The organism is Patulibacter sp. (genome assembly GCF_030655195.1).
Lineage (GTDB): Bacteria > Actinomycetota > Thermoleophilia > Solirubrobacterales > Solirubrobacteraceae > Patulibacter.
Genome location: NZ_JAURWA010000006.1, coordinates 1 through 18,721 on the forward strand (window position 1 = coordinate 1; position 18,721 = coordinate 18,721).

Sequence of the window (18,721 nt, forward strand, 5' to 3'; positions counted from 1 at the left end):
CGCTGGGCCGAGCTGCCGCTGTGGGACGGCGACCCGCCGGCCGCGCGGGCCGCACAGCGCGAGGCGCTGGCGGCCGGCGACGCCGACGGACTGGCGGCCGCGCTACGCGGTCTGGGTGCGGGCGCGGTACCCGCGGTGGGGCCGCGCCTGGGGGCGCTTGCGGCTCCGCTGACGGTCGTCGTCGGTGCTCGCGACGATCGTTACCGGGCGATCGGCGCGCGGCTCCTGCGACTTGCGGCGCAGCCGGCGGGCGAGGTCGTTGTTGCCGACGCCGGCCATGGCCTGCTGCGCGAGGCGCCTGCCGCGGTGGCCGCGGCGCTGTCGTCCTGCGGGTGAGAGCTCGGTCTGCTGTTGGCTCATTGGGGGATCCTTCGGTGGGGGACTGTCGATCCTGTACCCAGGAGCTCGTCGGCCGTCACCGCGTCGACGAGACCGTCGGCGCGGAGGCCGCGGGCGGCCTGCCAGCGGGCGACCGCGGCACCCGTCCGCGCGTCGTAGGCCCCCGACGCGTCCGACGCGTCGAGGTACCCGTCGGCGACCAGCCGGTGCTGCACGCGCTCGGCGGCTGCGGCCGGCGCGGCCGACAGCCCGATGCTCGACAGGGCCACGACGCCGGCGACGGCGATCGGGGTGGCGGCGGCACGCACGCGACCTGATGCGCGGCGGACGGGATGGCGGGCGGGGTTCTGGCTGGAGGACACCGATGACTCCTGGGGAGGGAATCGATCTGCGTCCATCCTGCCCCCGGGACATGAAGCGGACCTATGCGTTGCCGGTCGGGCCCGTGAATGTTTCCGGGACGCGGCGTCCCGCGTCGGTGCTCAGGCCAGACCGCGGGCCGCGCGGCCCTGCTCGCGCAGCCGCTTCGCGATCTCCATGTCGGCGATCTCCGGCGCCTTGCCCTCCACGCCGGGCCCCTCGAAGATCACGGGCATGCCCGCGAACCGCGGCTCGCTCAGCAGGGCGGCGATGCCGTCCTCGCCGATCTCGCCGGTGCCGAGCGGGGCGTGCCGGTCCTTGTTGGATCCCAGCGGCGTCTGCGAGTCGTTGACGTGCATGCAGCGCAGCCGGTCCAGCCCGAACGCCGCGTCGGCCTCCGCGAGCACCCCGTCGACCGCCTCGCGCGTCGTCACGTCGTAGCCCGAGGCCAGGAGGTGGCAGGAGTCGAGGCAGAAGCCGATCCGCTCGTGGCCGCCGGAGACCTCGAGCAGCGTCCGCAGCTGCTCGAACGAGCGCCCCAGGGTGCCGCCCGCACCGGCGGTGTCCTCGAGCAGCAGCGGGCAGTCCTCGGACTCCGCCAGGGCCTCCTTGAAGACGTCGCCGCAGCGGTCCAGCGCCTCGCCGACGTGGCCGTCCTTGGCGGACCCGGGGTGCAGGACGACCCCGACGGCGCCGATCTGCGCGCCGACCCGGAGCGAGTGCGTGATCGCGGTGAGCGACTTCGCGCGCAGCTCGGGATCGTCGGTGCCCGCGTTGGAGAGGTACAGCGCGTGGATGACGACGCACTCGATCGTCGAGGCCGCCAGGTCCTCGCGGAACTGCGCGATCGACTCGTCGCTGTGCTTCGTGGGCGCCCACTGCCGCGGGCTCTGGGTGAAGATCTGGATGCTCTCGCAGCCGCGTTGCACCCCGCGCTCGACGGCTTTGGGCAGGCCGCCGGCGGGCGAGACGTGGAGACCGAGGAGGGGGAGGGCGGCGGTGTCGGACATCGCGCGGGCACGTTAGCGAGACGGCCCAGGCACGGCGGGGCCCGGTCCCCCTCCGTCCGGCGTCAGACGAGGCCGGGGGTGCGCGGGACGCTGATCGTCCCGTCGCGCGCGGTGAGCCGGGCGGCCAGGTCGCCGAGGCTCTGGTCGCCGACGCCGACGGCGTCCAGCGCGGCGGGCTCGAACATCGTCAGCGTCGCCAGTCCCGAGGCGTCGCGCAGCCGCAGCGCCGCGGCGGCGTGGACCGCACCCGCCACCGCGAGCGGGCCGTCCCACGCCGAGGCGAGGATGACGTCCGCCCGCGTGGACCGGGCGAGGGTGGCGCGGGCGAGCAGGCCGCCGATGCCGCCGGAGCGACCGATCTTCAGGACGACGGCGTCCGCGGCGCCCGAGGCGATCGCGCCCGGGACGTCGGCGGTCTCGTCCATCGCCACGCGGACCGGCAGGCGGTCGCGGACGGTGCGGATCCGCTCGATGCCGTGGACGGGCTCCTCGACGAGCTCGACGCCGTAGGGCGAGAGGGTGGCGATCGCCGCGATCGCCTCGTTGACGCTCCAGGCGCCGTTGGCGTCCAGGCGCAGCGCGACGTCGGGGCCGATGGCCTCGCGCACGGCCCCGACCCGCGCCTCGTCGTCGGGCAGCCCGACCTTCAGCTTCACGGTCTCGAAGCCCGCGTCGGCGCACTCGCGGGCGAGCTCCGCGGCCTCCTCGGGCTCGAGGCCGCCGATCGTCGCGTTGACGGGCACCCACCGGAAGGGGTCCTCGGTGAGCATGGACGCGACGGACCGGCCCTCGCGGCGGGACGCGCGGTCCCAGAGCGCCAGGTCGATCGCCGCCAGGGCGTGCGGGGAGTCGGCGACGGAGCGCGTCAGCTCGAGCGCCTCGGCCCCGGTGATGCCGCGGGTGTCGCGCAGGGCGTCGCGGCAGATCTCCAGGGCGTCGCGGACGTCGGACAGCGGGACGCCGTCGTAGGGCTCCAGCGGCGACGCCTCGCCGTAGCCGACGAGTCCGTCGTCGTCCTCGAGGGCGACGAGCAGCAGGCGCCGCTCCGTCATCTCGCCCCACGCGGCGCGCATCGGCTGGGCGAGCCGGAGCGCGACCTCCTCGATGCGCAGATCCACGTCGGGCAGCGTATTCGGCCCGCGCGGGACGGGTCGTCCGGGGGCGGGGCGACCGGGCGCCGGGCGCCCCGGTCAGGACAGCAGGATGCCGACGGAGAGCAGCACGCAGAAGACGAGCTCGAGCCGGCCGGTGCCCGCGAGGGCGCCGTTGAGCGTCGGGCCGTCGGTGTGCGTCGCGACGGTCCGGGCGAGCTGCACCGACAGCGGGATCCCGAGCAGCGAGATCAGCAGCCACAGCGTGAGGTCGGCGTCGATCGCGCCGATCAGCGCGGTCACGACGTAGGCGGCGACGTGCATCCCGGCGTAGAGCTGCCGGGTGCGCTGGCGCCCCAGGCGCACCGCGAGGGTGTTCTTGTTCGCCCGGCGGTCCGTGTCGATGTCGCGCACGTTGTTGACGACGAGGACGGCGGCGGCCATCAGCCCGACGGGGACGGCGAGCGCCAGCGCGGTCCCGTCGAACTCCTCGGTGAGGCAGTAGTGCGTCCCGGTGACGGCGACGAGCCCGAAGAAGAGGAAGACGAAGAGCTCGCCGAGTCCCGCGTAGCCGTACGGACGGGGCCCGCCGGTGTAGAGCAGCCCGGCGACGATCGACGCCGCGCCGATCGCGAGGATGACCCAGCCGGCGACGGCGATGAGGTAGATCCCGCAGAGCACCGCGACGCCGAAGGTCAGGTACGTGGCGAGCAGGACCTGCCGCGGCGGCACGAGGTCGCCGGCGGTCACGCGCAGCGGGCCCAGCCGGTCGTCGGAGTCCGCGCCGCGTCGCGCGTCGGAGTAGTCGTTGGCGAGATTCGCCCCGACCTGGATGAAGAGCGCGCCGAGCAGCGCGGCGAGGAACGGCAGGAACCGGAACGCGTCCTGCTGGATCGCCAGGGCGGTGCCGACGAGCACGGGCGCCAGGCCGACCGGCAGCGTCTTGGGGCGCGCCGCCAGGAACCAGATGCGCATCGGGCTGGGGCGGGATCCGCCGCCTCCGGCGTCGGCGGCGTACTCGGCGTGGGTGCTCATGCGGGGCTCGTGGCGATCGGTGAGGGTGGGCGGAGGGCCTGCGAGGGATCAGGCCCGGCGCGGGAACTTCGAGAAGTCGGGAGTGCGCTTCTGCTTGTACGCGTCGCGGCCCTCCTGCGCCTCCTCCGAGCCGTAGAAGAGCAGGTTGGTGTCGTGCGCCAGCTGCTGCAGCCCGGCGTACCCGTCCTCGGCGGCGTTGAAGCTCGCCTTGAGCAGGCGCAGCGCGAACGGCGAGTTGGCGAGCATCTCGTCGCACCACTGCACCGTCTCCTCCTCGAGCCGCTCGAGCGGGACGACGGTGTTGACGAGGCCCATGTCCAGCGCCTCCTTCGCGGAGTACTGGCGGCAGAGGAACCAGATCTCCTTCGCCTTCTTCGGCCCGACGAGGTCGGAGAGGACGCTCGCGCCGAAGCCGCCGTCGAACGAGCCGACCTTCGGGCCGGTCTGGCCGAAGCGGGCGTTGTCGGCCGCGATCGAGAGGTCGCAGAGGAGGTGCAGGACGTGGCCGCCGCCGATGGCGTACCCGGCGATCATCGCGACGATCGGCTTGGGCGTCCGGCGCATCTGGACCTGCAGGTCGGTGACGTGGAAGCGCCCGACGGACGAGCCGGACGGCTGACGGTCCGGGTTGTCGGGGTCCGTCAGGTAGCCGGAGTCACCGCGCACCTGCTGGTCGCCGCCGGAGCAGAAGGCGAGCGGCCCCTCGCCGGTCAGGACGATCACGCCGACCGCCGGGTCCTCGCGGGCCACGTCCATCGCCCGGGAGATCTCGATGATCGTCTGCGGGCGGAACGCGTTGCGCACCTGCGGCCGGTCGATCGTGATCTTCGCGATGCCGCCCCGGTCGGACGGGCTGTCGCCGTCCCCCGAGGAGATCTCGTAGCGGATGTCGGTGTAGTCGCTGCCCGCGGGGGCGTTCCAGGTGACGGTCACGGTGCTCCTCGGTTCTCCGGTACGGCCGCCCGGAAGGCTAGTGCCGCGCTCGTCCCTACGGCGGGTGGGGTGCGGGCGGACGCGCGGCGGACCGACGTCACGCGCGGGGCGCGGGCATGGGGGATCCGCCGAGGCCGGTCGCCGGCTGCCGGCTCCGGTCGTCCGGGCATGGCAGGCGTGCGTCGTGCGGCAGAGCCGTCCGACGTCCGGCGGACGTGACGGTTCGGGCACGCCGTCCCGGCGCACGATCCGACGTCCGTGGCCGGCCGGATAGCCTCGGCGGGTGTCCGTCGTCGAGTCCTGGCTCCTGCGCGCGGCCCGTCGCCGGCCCGACCACGAGGCCCTCGTCGGGACGTCGTACGCGGCGCTGCTGCGCGAGGTCGACGACGTCGCCGCGCGCCTCTGGGCCACCGGGGTCCGGCCCGGCGAGCCCGCCGGGCTGCAGCTCGGTCCGGGGCGTCCGTTCGTCCTGGCCCTCCACGCCCTGCTGCGGATCGGTGCGCTCGTCGTGCCGCTGGACCCGCGCCTGGCCCCGGCCGAGCGCGACCGGCGGCTGACGGGGGTGGCCGACGCGGCCGGCACCGGGTCGTCGCCGGGCGCGGCGCCCGGGCGCCCGGGACCGGCTCCGGGAAGGACCGTCCCGGTGCTCGACGAGGCCGCGTGGTCGTCGCTGCCCGCACCGTCCGCGGACGCGCGCCTGCGCGACGAGCACGAGCTCGACGACGTCGCCATCGTCGTCCACACCAGCGGCACGAGCGGCCCCGCGAAGGCCGTCCCGCTGACCTACGGCAACTGGCTCTGGAGCGCGCTGGGGTCGGCCGCGACGCTCGACTGCCCGCCCGGGGAGCGGTGGCTCTGCGCCCTGCCGCTGAACCACGTCGGCGGCCTCAGCGTGCTGCTGCGCAGCGCGATCGCCGGGACCACGGCCGTCGTGCACGAGGGCTGGGACACCGACCGCGTCCTGGCCTCCCTGACGGGCCGGCTCCCCGAGGAGGGGCCGCCGCCGACCGTCGTCTCGGTCGTCCCGACGACGCTGCGGCGCCTGCTCGACGCCGGCCTGCGCCGGACCGACGCGATGGCGCTGCGCTGGGTGCTGCTCGGCGGGGCGTCGATCCCGGCCGGGATGCTCGAGGAGGCCCGCGCAGCGGGGATCCCGGTCGCCCCGACCTACGGCATGAGCGAGACGACCAGCCAGATCGCGACGCTCGGGCCGCCGCTGTTCTGCACGACGGTCGAGATCGCCGGGGCCGACGGCTCCCCGACGACCGAGGCGGGCGTCGTGGGGGAGGTCCTCGTCCACGGCCCGACGGTCAGCCGCGCCGTCCTGGCCGCCGACGGCCGGCTGCACACCGGCGACCTCGGCGTCCTCGACGACCGCGGCCACCTGACGATCGTCGGGCGCAGCTCGGACACGATCATCACCGGGGGCGAGAACGTGCTGCCGCTCGAGGTCGAGCGCGTGCTGGAGGCCGACCCCACCGTGGCCGAGGCCGCGGTCTTCGGTCGGCCGGACCGCGAGTGGGGCGAGCGCGTCTGCGCCCGGATCGTCCCGGCGGCCGGTGCGACCGTCGACCTCGACGCGCTGCGGCGCGCGGCGGCGGCCGGGCTGCTGCGCCACCAGGTGCCGCGCGAGATCGAGGTCGCCGACGAGCTGCCCCGGACGGCGTCGGGCAAGCTGCTGCGCCGCGCGCTGACCTGACCGGCGGCCTCGCCGCGACCTGTGGCCCCGGGTCGCGCCGCGCCCACCGCTCGGCCGTCGGTGACCCACAGCGGCACGACCCGCCGGCCGCCGCCGGCGACCGTGCTCCGGTGCCTGCGACCATGGGCGGGTGAGCGACGTCCCCGATCCCGCCCCGACCCCCGACGACCTGCGGGCGCGGTCCCGCGAGCGCTGGGAGCGGCAGGCCGAGATCTGGGAGCGCCGTCGCGACTGGTTCCAGGCGGCCGTCGCCCCGGTCTCCCACGCGATGATCGAGGCGCTGAACCCGCAGCCCGGCCATGTCGTCCTCGAGGCCGCCGCCGGCCTGGGGGACACGGGCCTGCTCGCCGCCGAGCTCGTGCACCCCGGCGGCAAGGTGATCATCAGCGACGGCGCCGAGGGCATGGTCGAGGCGGCCAAGCGCCACGCCGCCGAGCGGGGCATCGTCAACGTCGAGGTGACGCCGATGGAGCTCGAGTGGCTCGATATGAGCGCCGCGTCGGTCGACGGCATCCTCGTGCGGTTCGGCTACATGCTCGTCCCCGACCCCGAGACGGCGCTGCGCGACGCGCGGCGCGTGCTGCGGCCGGGTGGGCGCATCGCGCTGGCGGTCTGGGACCGCGTCGAGGACAACCCGTGGCTCGGCCTGGGGACCGGGGTCCTCGCCGACCGCGGCCTGACGGAGCGCTTCTCGCCCGAGAACGTCGAGCCCGGTCCGTTCTCCCTGGCCTCGGCCGACCAGGTCGTCGAGCTGCTCGGGTCGACCGGCTTCGTTCTGCCCGAGGTCGCCCGGGTCGACGTCGCGTTCCGCTCGCCGAGCGCCCAGGACGCGCGGAGGAACTTCCTCGAGTTCTCCGACCGCGCGACGACCGCGCTGAAGGACGTCGAGCCCGAGCTGCGGGACGAGATCCACGCGGAGATCGAGTCGGCCTTCGCCGCGCACCCCGATCCCGAAGGGCCCGAGGGCGCGATCGCGCTGCCGGGCGCGGTGCTCGTCGCCGCCGCGGACGCCTGAGCGCCCGGCCGGCCCGGCCCGGGCTCGGCCTGCCCCGGAGCGACGGCGCCGCCCCGGCGTCAGGGCACCGCCGGAGACGCCCTCGGCGACCGGGATACGGCACGCCCGGAAGGGATGCCGTACGGACGGTCGTCACAGCGGCCGTCCGGGCGGACCGCGCCGGGCGTCGGGCCCGGCGTAGTATCCGCCCTCATGTTTTACGACGACGACGCAGACCTGACGCTGCTCGACGGCAAGACCGTCGCCATCATCGGGTTCGGCTCCCAGGGCCACGCCCACGCCCAGAACCTCAAGGACTCCGGGGTCTCGGTCGTCGTGGGTCTCCGCGAGGGCTCCTCGTCGGTCCAGAAGGCCAAGGACGCCGGCCTCGAGGTCCTCTCGATCGCCGACGCGGCCTCGAAGGGCGACGTCGTCCAGTTCCTCGTCCCCGACGAGCTGCACCGCGACGTGTGGGCCGAGGCCAAGGACGGTGTCGCCGCCGGCAACCTCGTCCTCTTCGGTCACGGCTTCTCGATCCTCTACGGCGAGGTCGAGCCCCCGGCCGACGTCGACGTCGCGCTCGCGGCCCCGAAGGGCCCGGGCCACCTCGTCCGCCGTCAGTACCTCGAGGGCTCCGGCGTCCCCGGCCTCATCGCCGTGCACCAGGACGCGACGGGCAACGCCCGCGACCTGACCCTGGCCTACGCCAAGGGCATCGGCTGCACCCGCGGCGGCGTCATCGAGACGACGTTCAAGGACGAGACCGAGACCGACCTGTTCGGCGAGCAGGCCGTCCTCTGCGGCGGCACCTCCGCCCTCGTGCAGACCGGGTTCGAGGTCCTCACCGAGGCCGGCTACTCGCCCGAGATGGCCTACTTCGAGGTCCTCCACGAGCTGAAGCTCATCGTCGACCTGATGTACGAGAAGGGGCTGGCCGGCATGCGCTACTCCATCTCGAACACCGCCGAGTACGGCGACCTGACCCGTGGTCCGCGCGTCGTCAACGCGGAGACCAAGAAGGAGATGCAGAAGATCCTGGGCGAGATCCAGGACGGCACCTTCGCCCGCGAGTTCATCGCCGAGCACCGCGCCGGCAACGAGAACTTCGACCGCCTCCGCAAGGAGCAGGCGGCGTTGCAGATCGAGAAGACCGGCAAGGAGCTCCGCTCCAAGATGGACTGGATCGACGACTCGGGCTTCGCCCAGGGCTGAGGGCGCCGCCCGAGGCACCCGGCGCCGTCCGGGCCCGCCGCCCGAAGGCCCCGCCACGGCGGGGCCTTCGTCGTTCAGCGGACCGCGTCCACGAGGGCCGCCAGGACGACGACCAGCGCCGCCCGCGCGTCACGGTCGACCGCGACGCCGTCCACGACGTCCGCCCGGTGCACCGGGACCGCGACGCACGCGGCGTCGACGAGCCGGGCGTCCGTGTAGGACAGGACCGTGCGCAGCTCCTCGTGCGCGCCGGTCGCCCCGCCCGGTCGGCCCGAGGCGTTGACCCACCCGAACGGCTTGCCGCTCGTCTCCGTCCCGCCCACGGTCCAGTCGAGCAGGTTCTTGAACGACCCCGGCAGGGCGCCCGCGTACTCGGGCGTGCAGACGAGCACCGCGTCGGCCTGCGCGATCGCCGCCCGCATCCGCGCGACCGGCGCGGGGAGGGGATCGACGTCGTCGTCGGGATCGAAGTGCGGCAGCTCCGTCAGGCCGGCCCACAGCGTCGCGCGGACGTCCTCCGGGGCGACCTCGGCGGCGGCGCGCAGGAGCGCCGTGTTCGTCGAGGCCGCCCGCGTGCTCCCCGTGAGCAGCAGGATCCGTACGTCGCTCACAGGTCGTAGAGCGCGCCGTACTTGTCGTTCAGGTACCGCAGCAGCGGCACCGGGTCCAGGCCGCCGCCGGTGACGTCGCGCAGGATCTCATCACCGGTCCTCGTCCGCCCGTGGCGGTGGACGTGCTCGCGCAGCCACTCGCGCAGGGTGGCCAGGTCGCCGTCGGCGATCCGGGTGTCGAGGTCGGGGATCGCGACGTGCGCGGCCTCCCACAGCTGGGCGGCGATCATCGTGCCCAGCGCATAGGTCGGGAAGTAGCCGAAGACGCCGTGGGCCCAATGGATGTCCTGCAGCACGCCGTCGGCGTCGGACGGCACGGTGACGCCCAGGTACTCCTCCATGCGCGCGTTCCAGGCGGCGGGGAGGTCGTCGACCTCGAGCTCTCCCTCGAACAGCGCGACCTCCAGCTCGAAGCGCAGCAGCACGTGCAGGCAGTAGGTCGCCTCGTCGGCGTCGACCCGGATCAGCGACGGCCGCACCGCGTTGATGCGGCGCAGGACCTCGTCGACCTCGAGCCCGTCGAGCGGCACCGGGAAGAGCTCCTTGGCGCGCGGCAGCCAGCGCGACCACTGCGCGCGGGACCGGCCGACCATGTTCTCCCACAGCCGGCTCTGGGACTCGTGCACGCCCAGCGACGTGCCGGTGCCGACGGTCGTGCGGTCCCATCGCGGGTCGATCCCCGCCTCGTACAGACCGTGGCCGGTCTCGTGGAGGACGCCGAAGAGGCCGATGGCCAGGGTCGACTCCTCCTCCTCCTTCGTGGTGATCCGCACGTCCTCGCGGCCCATGTTGGCCATGAACGGGTGGGCCGCCTCGTCGATCCGCCAGGCGGCGTCGTCGTACCCCATGGTCCGGGCGATCTCGAGCGCCAGGGTGCGCTGGTCGGCGGTCGGGAACGGCCCGGTCAGGTCGCCCGGGTCGGGCTTGGCCGCGATCGCGGCGATGAGCGGGACGAGTCCCTCGCGCAGCTGCGCGAACGCGGCGCGGACGCTCGCGGTGGTCGCGCCCGGCTCGTACCGCTGCATCAGGGCGTCGTAGGGGTGCTCGGCCTCGGGGAAGCAGGCGGCGTAGCGGCGGCAGAGGTCCACGTGCCGGCGCAGGAACGGCGCGAACGCCGCGAAGTCGGACGCGGCGCGCGCGGCCTCCCAGGCCCCCTGGGCCTCGGCCGCGACCTCGGCCATCTCGCCGACCAGCTCCGCCGGGACGCGGGCGGCCTGCGCGTGGTCCTCGCGCACCGCCCGGACCAGCCCCGGGTCCTCGCCGGCGGCCTCGGCCGCGTCGAGCAGGTCGGCCAGTACGGGGTCGGCGATCCGCTCGTGCGCGAGGCGCTCCAGGGTCCCTCCGGCCTGCCCGCGCGCCTGCGCGCCGCGGGCGGGCATGTGGGTCTGCTGGTCCCAGTGCAGGAGCATCCCGGCGTGGCCGAGGTCCGAGACCACCGCCAGGTGCTCGCGGAGGGCGTGGATCGCGTCGTCGGTCACCGGGGCATCCTCCCGCGCCCGGCGGACCGACCCTCCACGCGGGCGTCGTGGCCGACGCGTGGGGGTCGGGGCCCGCGTCGTGACCGGTCGGTGAAGCCGACGCGCCGCACGGGGGCGCCGCCGGTCCTCTTGTAGACTCGGCCGCGCCGTCGCGACTGGCGTTGCACCAGGTGGAACTGACCACCGGGGAGCGATGGCGTATACCGCCGCGCGCCTGGGCACCGACCGTCTTCCGACTCCGAGGAGCAGCATGACCGGACCCAGCAGCACGACCATCGAGATCCCCGACGACCTGAAGCCGGTCGACGGCCGCTTCGGCGCCGGGCCGTCGAAGGTCCGCCCGGAGCAGGTCGAGGCCCTCGCCGGCGCGCGCACCGCCTCCGGCGCCCACATCATCGGGACGTCGCACCGCCAGGCACCCGTCAAGGACACCGTCGCCCGCGTCCGCAGCGGCCTGGCCCAGCTGTTCCAGCTCCCCGACGGGTACGAGGTCCTGCTCTCCAACGGTGGCACCACCGCGTTCTGGGACGCCGCGACGTTCGGGCTCGTCGACCAGCGCGCCGCCGCGCTGGTCAACGGCGAGTTCTCCTCCAAGTTCGCCAAGGCGAACAAGGACGCCCCGTTCCTCGAGGACCCCCTGGTCATCGACGCCGCGCCCGGCACGACCGCGAGCGCCGCGGAGATCGACGCCGCGCTCGACGGCCAGGAGTTCGACGTCGTCGGCTGGGCCCACAACGAGACCTCCACCGGCGTGCAGACCCGCGTGGCCCGCCCGCAGAACGCGGGCGACGCGCTCGTCCTGATCGACGCGACCTCTGCCGCCGGCGGCCTGCCCGTCGACGTCGCCGAGTCCGACGTCTACTACTTCGCGCCCCAGAAGTGCTTCGCCGCGGACGGCGGCATCTGGTTCGGCCTGTTCTCGCCCGCGGCGATCGAGCGGGTCGAGCGGATCGCGAAGTCGGACCGCTGGGTCCCCGCGTTCTTCGACCTCGGGACCGTCCTCGACAACTCGCGCAAGGAGCAGACGTACAACACGCCCGCCCTCGCGACGCTGCTGATGATGGCCGAGCAGATCGACTGGTTCAACGAGCACGGCGGCCTCGACTGGGCCGCGGGCCGCAGCGCCGCGTCCTCGGGCCACCTGTACTCGTGGGCCGAGGCGTCGAGCTACGCCACTCCCTACGTCGTGGACGCGGAGCACCGCTCCGGCGTGATCGCGACCATCGACTTCGACGACGCGGTCGACGCCGCGCAGGTCGCCAAGACGCTGCGCGCGAACGGCATCGTCGACGTCGAGCCCTACCGCAAGCTGGGCCGCAACCAGCTGCGCGTCGCGACCTTCCCGGCGATCGAGACCTCCGACGTCGAGCGCCTCACACAGGCCATCGATTACGTCGTCGAGCGCCAGACCGCCTGAGACCCGAAGGAACAGAGCAGATGAGCATCACACCGAAGGTCCTGGTCAAGGAGAAGGTCGGTCCGTCCGGCATCGAGGCGCTGCAGGAGGCCGGCTTCGAGGTCGACCTCGGCCTGGACTGGGACGACGAGACGTTCCTGGAGCGACTGCCCGAGTACGACGGCGTCCTGATCCGGTCCGCGACGACGTTCACGCCCGAGCTGATCGAGCGCGCGACGAACCTCAAGGTCATCGGTCGCGCCGGGGTCGGCGTCGACAACGTCGACATCGCCGCCGCGACGAAGCGCGGCATCATCGTCGTCAACGCGCCGCAGTCCAACGTCGTCACGGCGGCGGAGCACACCGTCGCGCTGATGATGTCGCTGGCCCGCAACATCCCGCGCGCCAACGAGGGCATGCACGCCGGCCGCTGGGAGCGCTCCAAGCTCTCCGGCGTCGAGCTCTACGGCAAGACGCTCGGCGTCATCGGCTTCGGTCGCATCGGCCAGCTCGTGGCCGAGCGGGCCAAGGGCCTGGCGATGAACGTCATCGCGTACGACCCCTACGTCTCCGCAGAGCGGTACCGCGAGATGGGCGTCGAGAAGGCCGCGGACTCCGACGGCGTCTACGCCGTCGCGGACTTCATCACGATCCACCTTCCGAAGACGCCGGAGACCGCCGGCTGGCTCGGCACCGAGGCCTTCACGAAGACGAAGAAGGGCGTCCGCGTCCTCAACGTCGCGCGTGGCGGGCTGATCGACGAGGAGGCGCTGAAGGTCGCCCTCGACGACGGCCGGGTCGGCGGCGCCGCGCTGGACGTGTTCGCGTCGGAGCCCGAGACGAACCACATCCTCCGCGGCTACGACAACGTCATCCTCACGCCGCACCTCGGCGCGTCGACCGCCGAGGCCAACGACCGCGCAGGGTTCCAGGCGGCCGAGCAGATCGTCGCCGCCCTCTCCGGCGGCACGGTGACCACCGCGGTCAACGCCCCCGCCGTCGGCAAGGAGGACCTCGAGGTCCTGGCGCCGTTCGTCCCGTTGGCCACCAGCCTCGGGCGGATCGCCGTGGAGCTCGCCGGCGGCTCGTCCGTCGAGCGGATCGAGGTCGAGGCGCTCGGCCGCATCGGCGACCGCGACGTCCGTCCCCTGTCGCTCGCCGTCCTGCGCGGGGTGCTCTCCGGGCGCACCGAGGAGGCCGTCAACGACGTCAACGCGCCGGGCATCGCGAAGGAGCGGGGGATCGAGATCTCCGAGACCACGCGCACCCAGGCCCGCGACTTCATGGACCTGGTGCGGGTCACCGTCGTCTCCGGCGGCGAGCGCCATCGCGTCGTCGGCACGACGCTGGGTCGCCAGGACCGCCCGTACCTGCTCGAGGCGTGGGGCCAGCGGTTCAACCTGCAGCTCGAGGGCAACCTGCTGATCCTGCGGTACGTCGACCAGCCCGGCATGGTCGGCCGGATCGGGCAGTTCCTGGGGGAGAAGGGCGTCAACATCGAGCAGGCGGCCGTCGGCTACCATCAGGACGCCGAGGGCACCCGTGGCGGCCACGCGGTGATGTTGATCACCACGGACCAGCCGGTCTGGGCCGACACGCTGCAGCAGATCCTCGCCCTGGACGGCGTCCAGGACGGGCGCACCGTCACGCTCTGAGACGCACGGGCACGCTCGTCCCGGGGCCGGTGGAGGACGTCCCGCCCCGGGCGCCGGCGCCGGGCCGCGCGGCGGTCGCCCGCCGGGTCGCGGGCGTCGGCCGTCGGCCCGTCCTCGGTCCTCGTGAGCGAGCGTCCTTGGGCGGCAGTGGGACGCCTAGTCCCGACGTGTCCCACGTTCGTCGTGCGGTGGAGACATGCCGGTCGCCGGCGGTCAGGATCGCGCGATGAGCACGCCGCCCTTCGTGTGCGGGTCGGTCCGGGGTCCGCTCAGACGGTCGTGACGACCTCGTCGTGCTCGAGCCGGGGGAGGCGGTCCATCCAGGCGTCCGGGCCCGGGTGGCCGATGTTCACCACGAGGAGCGACTTCACGGTGCCCTCGGGGAAGAACTCGGCGTCGACGCCGGCCTTGTCGAACCCGGCCATCGGCCCGGCGGCCAGGCCGGCCGCGCGCACCCCCAGGAGGAAGTACCCGGCCTGCAGCGCACCGTTGAAGCGCGCCATGCCCTCGGCGTCCGGCGAGCCCTCGAAGGAGGCGCCGCCGCCCTTCTTGTACGGCAGGAGGCGGTCCCAGTGGTCGAAGAAGCGGGTGTCGGCGGCGAGGATGGCGGTGACGGGCGCCGCCGCGGTCTTCTCGCGGTTGCCGCCGCTCATGAGGGGCAGGAGCCGCGCCTTCGCCTCGCTCGAGCGGACGACCACGATGCGCAGCGGCTGCGTGTTGGCCGCGGACGGCGCCCACCGCACGAGGTCCCAGATCGCCCGGATCTGGTCGTCGGTGACCGGCTCGTCGGTGAAGGTGTTCGCGGTCCGCGCCTCGCGGAAGAGGAGGGACTGGGCGTCGGGGGCGAGCGCCAGATGGGCGGGGGTGGGGTCGGGACCGGTCATGGCCCCAGGCTACCGAAGCGGACCTGGGTCCGCTTAAAGCGCCTTCCGCAAACTCTCACGATTGCGGGAGTTTCGTCGGAAGTGCCGCGGGTAGGGTCTCCAGGGAGACCGTCGGATGCGCGTAGCAGCGCGCCCCGACCTTCCGCCGGGGGGAGCCTCGGCGCGGTGGACCGGGATCGCGGCGGCGGAATCGTCGTCGCGGTGCATCCGATCCGATACCCGCGTCGTTTCCACCCACGAGAACCCCGGGAGCCGCGTCGCGGCGCCCGAGTACCAACCGATTCTCAGGAGCACACCTGTGTCGCAGCAGATCAACCTCGACAAGCTCGACGTGAACGGCGACGTTCGCGAGAACGCCGAGGCCGCGGGCTTCGACCGCAGCACCTTCCTCAAGACCGGTGCTGTCGGCGCCGTCGGTGTCGCCGGCGTGTTCGGCCTCCCGTCGCTGGCCAACGCGGCCATCTCGACGAAGCGCCCCTCGGCGAAGAACGACGTCAAGATCCTCCAGTACGCGCTGACGCTGGAGTACCTGGAGGCCGCGTTCTACGCCGCCGCCGTCAAGCAGGACAACTTCGCGTCGCCGGAGCTCAAGCAGTTCGCCCAGGTCACGGCGAACCACGAGGCCCAGCACGTCAAGGACCTCAAGAAGGCCATCGGCCGCTCCGCGGTCAAGTCCCCGACGCTCGACTCGACCGCCGTCGCGGCGATCATCGCCCCCGACGCGTTCGGCCCCACCGCCGCGCTCCTCGAGGACACGGGCGTCTCGGCCTACGCCGGCCAGGGCCCGAACCTGAAGCAGCGCGCGGTCGTCCAGGTCGCCCTGGCGATCCACTCGGTCGAGGCCCGTCACGCGGCCTGGATCCGGTACATCCTCGGCGGCGGCGCCGTCGGCGCGAAGGCCTCCTCGTACCCCGCCCCGCGCGCGTACGACAAGGCCAAGACGCAGGGCCAGATCCTGAAGGCCGTCACCGGCCTCAAGGGCGGCGGCAAGACCCTCATCACGAAGGCCGACACCTCCAAGTTCTAGGAGGCCCTTCGACCCGGCCGCGCAGCGGTCGGGTCACCGGGACCTGACGGGCCCCGATCGCTCCGGCGATCGGGGCCCGTCGTCGTTCCGGGGGCCGGGCGTCGTAGCCTTCGCGGGAGGACCCGCCACCGGTCGAGCCCCTCGGGCGCCGGAGCGGGGAGTCGACCCCCACCCGCGCAGCACGCAGAGGACCCCCGATGGACCGCTTCTTCCGGATCTCCGAGCGCGGCAGCACCGTCCGCACCGAGATCCTCGCCGGACTCGCGACCTTCGCGACGATGGCCTACATCCTGGCCGTCAACCCATCGATCCTCGGCGCGGTCGCCGACGGGACGGGGTTGAAGCTCGACCAGGCCGAGCTCGTCACCGCCACCGCGCTGGTCGCCGGCGTCCTGACGATCGCGATGGGCCTCTTCGCCAACGTGCCGATGGCGCTGGCCGCCGGCCTGGGCATCAACGCCTTCGTCACCTACACGCTCGTCGCGGGGCGCGGCCTGGACTGGTCCGACGCGATGGGCGTGATCGTGATCGAGGGCGTGATCATGCTCGTCCTCGTGCTCGCGGGGCTGCGCGAGGCGATCATGAACGCGATCCCCGACGCGCTCAAACGCTCGATCGGGGCGGGCATCGGCCTGTTCATCGCCCTGATCGGCCTCGTCAGCGCGGGCATCGTCCAGCACCCCGAGGACGGTGGCACGATCGTGGCACTGAACGGGGACGTCACCACGTGGAACACCCTGGTGTTCGTCGTCGGTCTCGTCGCGATCGGCGCGCTCGTCGCCCGCCGCGTCCCCGCCGCGCTGCTGCTCGGGATCCTGCTGGCCACCGTGCTGGGCATCGTGATCAACGCCCTGTCGGGGGGCACCCCGGTCCCCGGGGCCGAGCTGCCCGACTCCGTCACCGCGACTCCCGACTTCGGCCTGGTCGGCGACGTCTCGTTCAACGTCTTCGACGTCCTCGGCGTCGGCGCGGCGATCGCGGTGGTGGTGGCGGTCCTGATGGCGAACTTCTTCGACGCGATGGGCACCGCGCTGGCCGTGGGCCGCAAGGCCGAGCTCCTCGACGAGGACGGACGGCTGCCGATGCTCCGCCGCGTGCTCCTCGTCGAGTCCGCCGGCGCGATCGCGGGCGGCGCCGCCTCCGCGTCCTCGAACACGATCTTCGTCGAGAGCACCGCCGGGGCCGCGCAGGGCGCCAGGACGGGTCTGGCGAACGTCACGACGGGCGTGCTCTTCCTGCTCTGCATGTTCGTCGCGCCGCTGGCGGCGGTCATCCCGTCCGCCGCGACGGGCCCCGCGCTCGTCGTCGTCGGGGCGCTCATGCTCGGGCAGATCGCCGGGATCGACTGGGATGACATCGGCGTGGCGCTCCCGGCCTTCGCGACCGTCGCGCTCATGCCGTTCACGTACTCGATCGCCAACGGCGTGGGGGCAGGGGTCGTGCTCTACGTCCTCATCGCCGTCCTGCGGGGTCGCTGGCGCGACGTGCACCCGCTCCTCGGCGGTGTGGCGGCCGTGTTCGTCTGGTACTTCTCCTACGGCACCGTCTGACCCGCTCCGTGATCCCGCGCCCCCACCGCCCGTCGTCGCCCGTCCGGGCCCTCCTCGCACCCGCCCTCGTCGCCGTGGCGATCGGTCTGACGGCGTGTGGCGGTGGTGGCGACGCGGGCGACGGCGCGACGGCACGGACGACGGCGCCGGCCACCACGACGGAGGCCGCCGACGCCCCGCGCCTGGGCACCGGCGACGCGAAGGAGGCGGCCGGCACGGTCAGCGTCTGCGGCGCGACGTCGGAGATGCGTCTCCTGCAGCCCGCCATCCGGCGGTTCGACGGCGTCTCCGAGCGGCTGCAGGCCTCGACGCTCGGCTTCCCCGACGGTGACGGTCGACCGCTCCGCGCGTTCCAGGCGCGGCAGCGGGCGGAGTCCCGGGACTGCGACGTCTACGTCGCGGCCGGCTCGGACGAGATCCCGGCGCTCGGGGCGGACGGCGACCTCTACGACCTCGCACCGGCGCTCGAGGGGTGGACGGCCGCGCCCGGTGCGCAGCCGCTGGCGCCGGTCCTCGACGGCGAGCGGGCGTTCGGGCTGCCCGTGCGGGCCGACGACGCCTCCGGCGTGATGGTCCTCTCCGTCCACGGCCGCAACCCCGGTGGTGCGCTCGAGCTGCTGCGCGCGCTGGCGGACGCCCGCCTCCGCGACGACTGACTGCTCTTCGCGCGGCGAGCCCCCCCGCGCCACACCGCCAACGATTGTCCGGTTGACGGGACACGCGTCCGTGATACGGTACGACCCATGGTGACGGTGGCCACGGGGACCGAGATCCCCGACAGCGAGCGGGAGCGGATCCAGATCGGGCCGCGCGTCCGAGCGCTGCGCGACAACATGGGCCTGTCGTTGCGCGACCTGGCCGAGCGCTGCGGCGTCTCCGCCACCACCCTGAGCCAGGTCGAGCGGGGCGAGAGCTCCCCGACGCTGCAGGTCGCCGCCCGCATCGCCGCGGGCCTGGACCTGACGCTGAGCCAGCTGCTGCGCCTGGACGAGGGCGGCTCCGTCACGGTCGTCCGGGCCGCCGAGCGTCGCAGGGGCGGCTCGCCGAAGCGCGGGCACGTCGTGGAGATCCTCACCGCGCCGCTGCCCGGCCAGCGCAGCGAGCTGACCCGCCACGAGCTGCGCGACGGCGCGCGGACGGGCAACGCGGGGGATCCCCCGATGCACGAGCCCGGCACGCGCGAGATCGCGCTCGTCGAGCAGGGGCGCGTCGTCCTGCACTGCGACGGTGTCGACCACCCGCTCCAGCAGGGCGACTGCGTCACCTTCGACGCAGACCTGCCGCACCACTTCGAGAACCCCGGCCCCGGGGCCGCGGTCCTCCTGGCCGTCGTCAGCGCGGGGCTCCGCCGCAGCTGAGAGCGCGACCCCGCGTCACCGCCGTCCTGCGTCCCCTCGGGCGCACGGCGGCGCACGAAGATTCCTCACACCCACCACCCTCACGAGAA

17 protein-coding genes, 1 pseudogene and 1 riboswitch are annotated in these 18,721 nt (G+C 73.8%); of the genes and pseudogenes, 10 read left to right on the forward strand and 8 right to left on the reverse strand.

Features of this window, described 5'->3' with window-relative positions:
- Positions 1-336, forward strand: a pseudogene (locus Q7T67_RS00345) (hypothetical protein); the annotation flags it as partial.
- Between the two features lie 20 nt (positions 337-356).
- Here Q7T67_RS00345 and Q7T67_RS00350 read toward each other — a convergent pair.
- The 5 genes from Q7T67_RS00350 to menB all read right to left on the reverse strand — a co-directional run bounded on the left by Q7T67_RS00350 (position 357) and on the right by menB (position 4,768).
- Positions 357-701, reverse strand: coding sequence for a peptidoglycan-binding protein (locus tag Q7T67_RS00350; RefSeq protein ID WP_304785333.1), 345 nt, complete (start codon positions 699-701; stop codon positions 357-359).
- A 120-nt stretch (positions 702-821) separates the two neighbouring features.
- The gene (locus Q7T67_RS00355) at positions 822-1,709 is read right to left on the reverse strand and encodes a deoxyribonuclease IV (protein ID WP_304785334.1); all 888 of its coding nucleotides are present in this window, start codon (positions 1,707-1,709) and stop codon (positions 822-824) included.
- A 62-nt stretch (positions 1,710-1,771) separates the two neighbouring features.
- Positions 1,772-2,827, reverse strand: coding sequence for a mandelate racemase/muconate lactonizing enzyme family protein (locus Q7T67_RS00360; RefSeq protein WP_304785335.1), 1,056 nt, complete (start codon positions 2,825-2,827; stop codon positions 1,772-1,774).
- A 72-nt stretch (positions 2,828-2,899) separates the two neighbouring features.
- Positions 2,900-3,835, reverse strand: a complete 936-nt coding sequence (locus Q7T67_RS00365) for a 1,4-dihydroxy-2-naphthoate polyprenyltransferase (RefSeq protein WP_304785336.1) — start codon at positions 3,833-3,835, stop codon at positions 2,900-2,902.
- A gap of 48 nt (positions 3,836-3,883) precedes the next feature.
- Complete coding sequence (menB, locus tag Q7T67_RS00370; protein WP_304785337.1) at positions 3,884-4,768, reverse strand: 1,4-dihydroxy-2-naphthoyl-CoA synthase; 885 nt, start codon at positions 4,766-4,768, stop codon at positions 3,884-3,886.
- 283 nt (positions 4,769-5,051) lie between these two features.
- Between menB and Q7T67_RS00375 the strand changes: the two genes are divergently transcribed.
- The 3 genes from Q7T67_RS00375 to ilvC all read left to right on the forward strand — a co-directional run bounded on the left by Q7T67_RS00375 (position 5,052) and on the right by ilvC (position 8,673).
- Entirely contained in the window at positions 5,052-6,467 is a 1,416-nt protein-coding gene (locus Q7T67_RS00375; protein ID WP_304785338.1) for a class I adenylate-forming enzyme family protein, read from the forward strand.
- Between the two features lie 130 nt (positions 6,468-6,597).
- On the forward strand, positions 6,598-7,482 hold the full coding sequence (locus Q7T67_RS00380) for a class I SAM-dependent methyltransferase (RefSeq protein WP_304785339.1): 885 nt from the start codon (positions 6,598-6,600) through the stop codon (positions 7,480-7,482).
- A 192-nt stretch (positions 7,483-7,674) separates the two neighbouring features.
- The gene (gene ilvC / locus Q7T67_RS00385; RefSeq protein ID WP_304785340.1) at positions 7,675-8,673 is read left to right on the forward strand and encodes a ketol-acid reductoisomerase; all 999 of its coding nucleotides are present in this window, start codon (positions 7,675-7,677) and stop codon (positions 8,671-8,673) included.
- Positions 8,674-8,747: 74 nt separating this feature from the next.
- Here ilvC and Q7T67_RS00390 read toward each other — a convergent pair whose 3' ends face one another.
- Positions 8,748-9,284, reverse strand: coding sequence for an NADPH-dependent FMN reductase (locus Q7T67_RS00390; RefSeq protein WP_304785341.1), 537 nt, complete (start codon positions 9,282-9,284; stop codon positions 8,748-8,750).
- Positions 9,281-10,762, reverse strand: a complete 1,482-nt coding sequence (locus Q7T67_RS00395) for a carboxypeptidase M32 (RefSeq protein WP_304785342.1) — start codon at positions 10,760-10,762, stop codon at positions 9,281-9,283. Before Q7T67_RS00395 ends, Q7T67_RS00390 begins: the two co-directional genes overlap by 4 nt.
- A gap of 141 nt (positions 10,763-10,903) precedes the next feature.
- A riboswitch (ZMP/ZTP riboswitch) is annotated at positions 10,904-10,989 on the forward strand.
- Between the two features lie 23 nt (positions 10,990-11,012).
- On the opposite strand from Q7T67_RS00395, the gene serC reads away from it, so the two are divergent.
- Both serC and serA read left to right on the forward strand, forming a co-directional pair.
- The gene (gene serC / locus Q7T67_RS00400) at positions 11,013-12,179 is read left to right on the forward strand and encodes a phosphoserine transaminase (RefSeq protein WP_304785343.1); all 1,167 of its coding nucleotides are present in this window, start codon (positions 11,013-11,015) and stop codon (positions 12,177-12,179) included.
- Positions 12,180-12,199: 20 nt separating this feature from the next.
- The gene (gene serA / locus Q7T67_RS00405) at positions 12,200-13,813 is read left to right on the forward strand and encodes a phosphoglycerate dehydrogenase (RefSeq protein ID WP_304785344.1); all 1,614 of its coding nucleotides are present in this window, start codon (positions 12,200-12,202) and stop codon (positions 13,811-13,813) included.
- Between the two features lie 269 nt (positions 13,814-14,082).
- Here the strand turns inward: serA and Q7T67_RS00410 are convergent, their stop codons facing one another.
- Positions 14,083-14,697, reverse strand: a complete 615-nt coding sequence (locus Q7T67_RS00410; RefSeq protein ID WP_304785345.1) for a malonic semialdehyde reductase — start codon at positions 14,695-14,697, stop codon at positions 14,083-14,085.
- 298 nt (positions 14,698-14,995) lie between these two features.
- Between Q7T67_RS00410 and Q7T67_RS00415 the strand changes: the two genes are divergently transcribed.
- The 4 genes from Q7T67_RS00415 (at position 14,996) to Q7T67_RS00430 (ending at position 18,632) form a co-directional block, all read left to right on the forward strand.
- The gene (locus tag Q7T67_RS00415; protein WP_304785346.1) at positions 14,996-15,724 is read left to right on the forward strand and encodes a ferritin-like domain-containing protein; all 729 of its coding nucleotides are present in this window, start codon (positions 14,996-14,998) and stop codon (positions 15,722-15,724) included.
- A 197-nt stretch (positions 15,725-15,921) separates the two neighbouring features.
- Positions 15,922-17,274, forward strand: coding sequence for an NCS2 family permease (locus Q7T67_RS00420; protein WP_304785347.1), 1,353 nt, complete (start codon positions 15,922-15,924; stop codon positions 17,272-17,274).
- A gap of 8 nt (positions 17,275-17,282) precedes the next feature.
- Entirely contained in the window at positions 17,283-17,930 is a 648-nt protein-coding gene (locus Q7T67_RS00425) for a hypothetical protein (protein WP_304785348.1), read from the forward strand.
- Between the two features lie 87 nt (positions 17,931-18,017).
- Positions 18,018-18,632, forward strand: coding sequence for a helix-turn-helix domain-containing protein (locus Q7T67_RS00430; protein ID WP_304785349.1), 615 nt, complete (start codon positions 18,018-18,020; stop codon positions 18,630-18,632).
- The last annotated feature ends 89 nt before the right edge of the window (positions 18,633-18,721 follow it).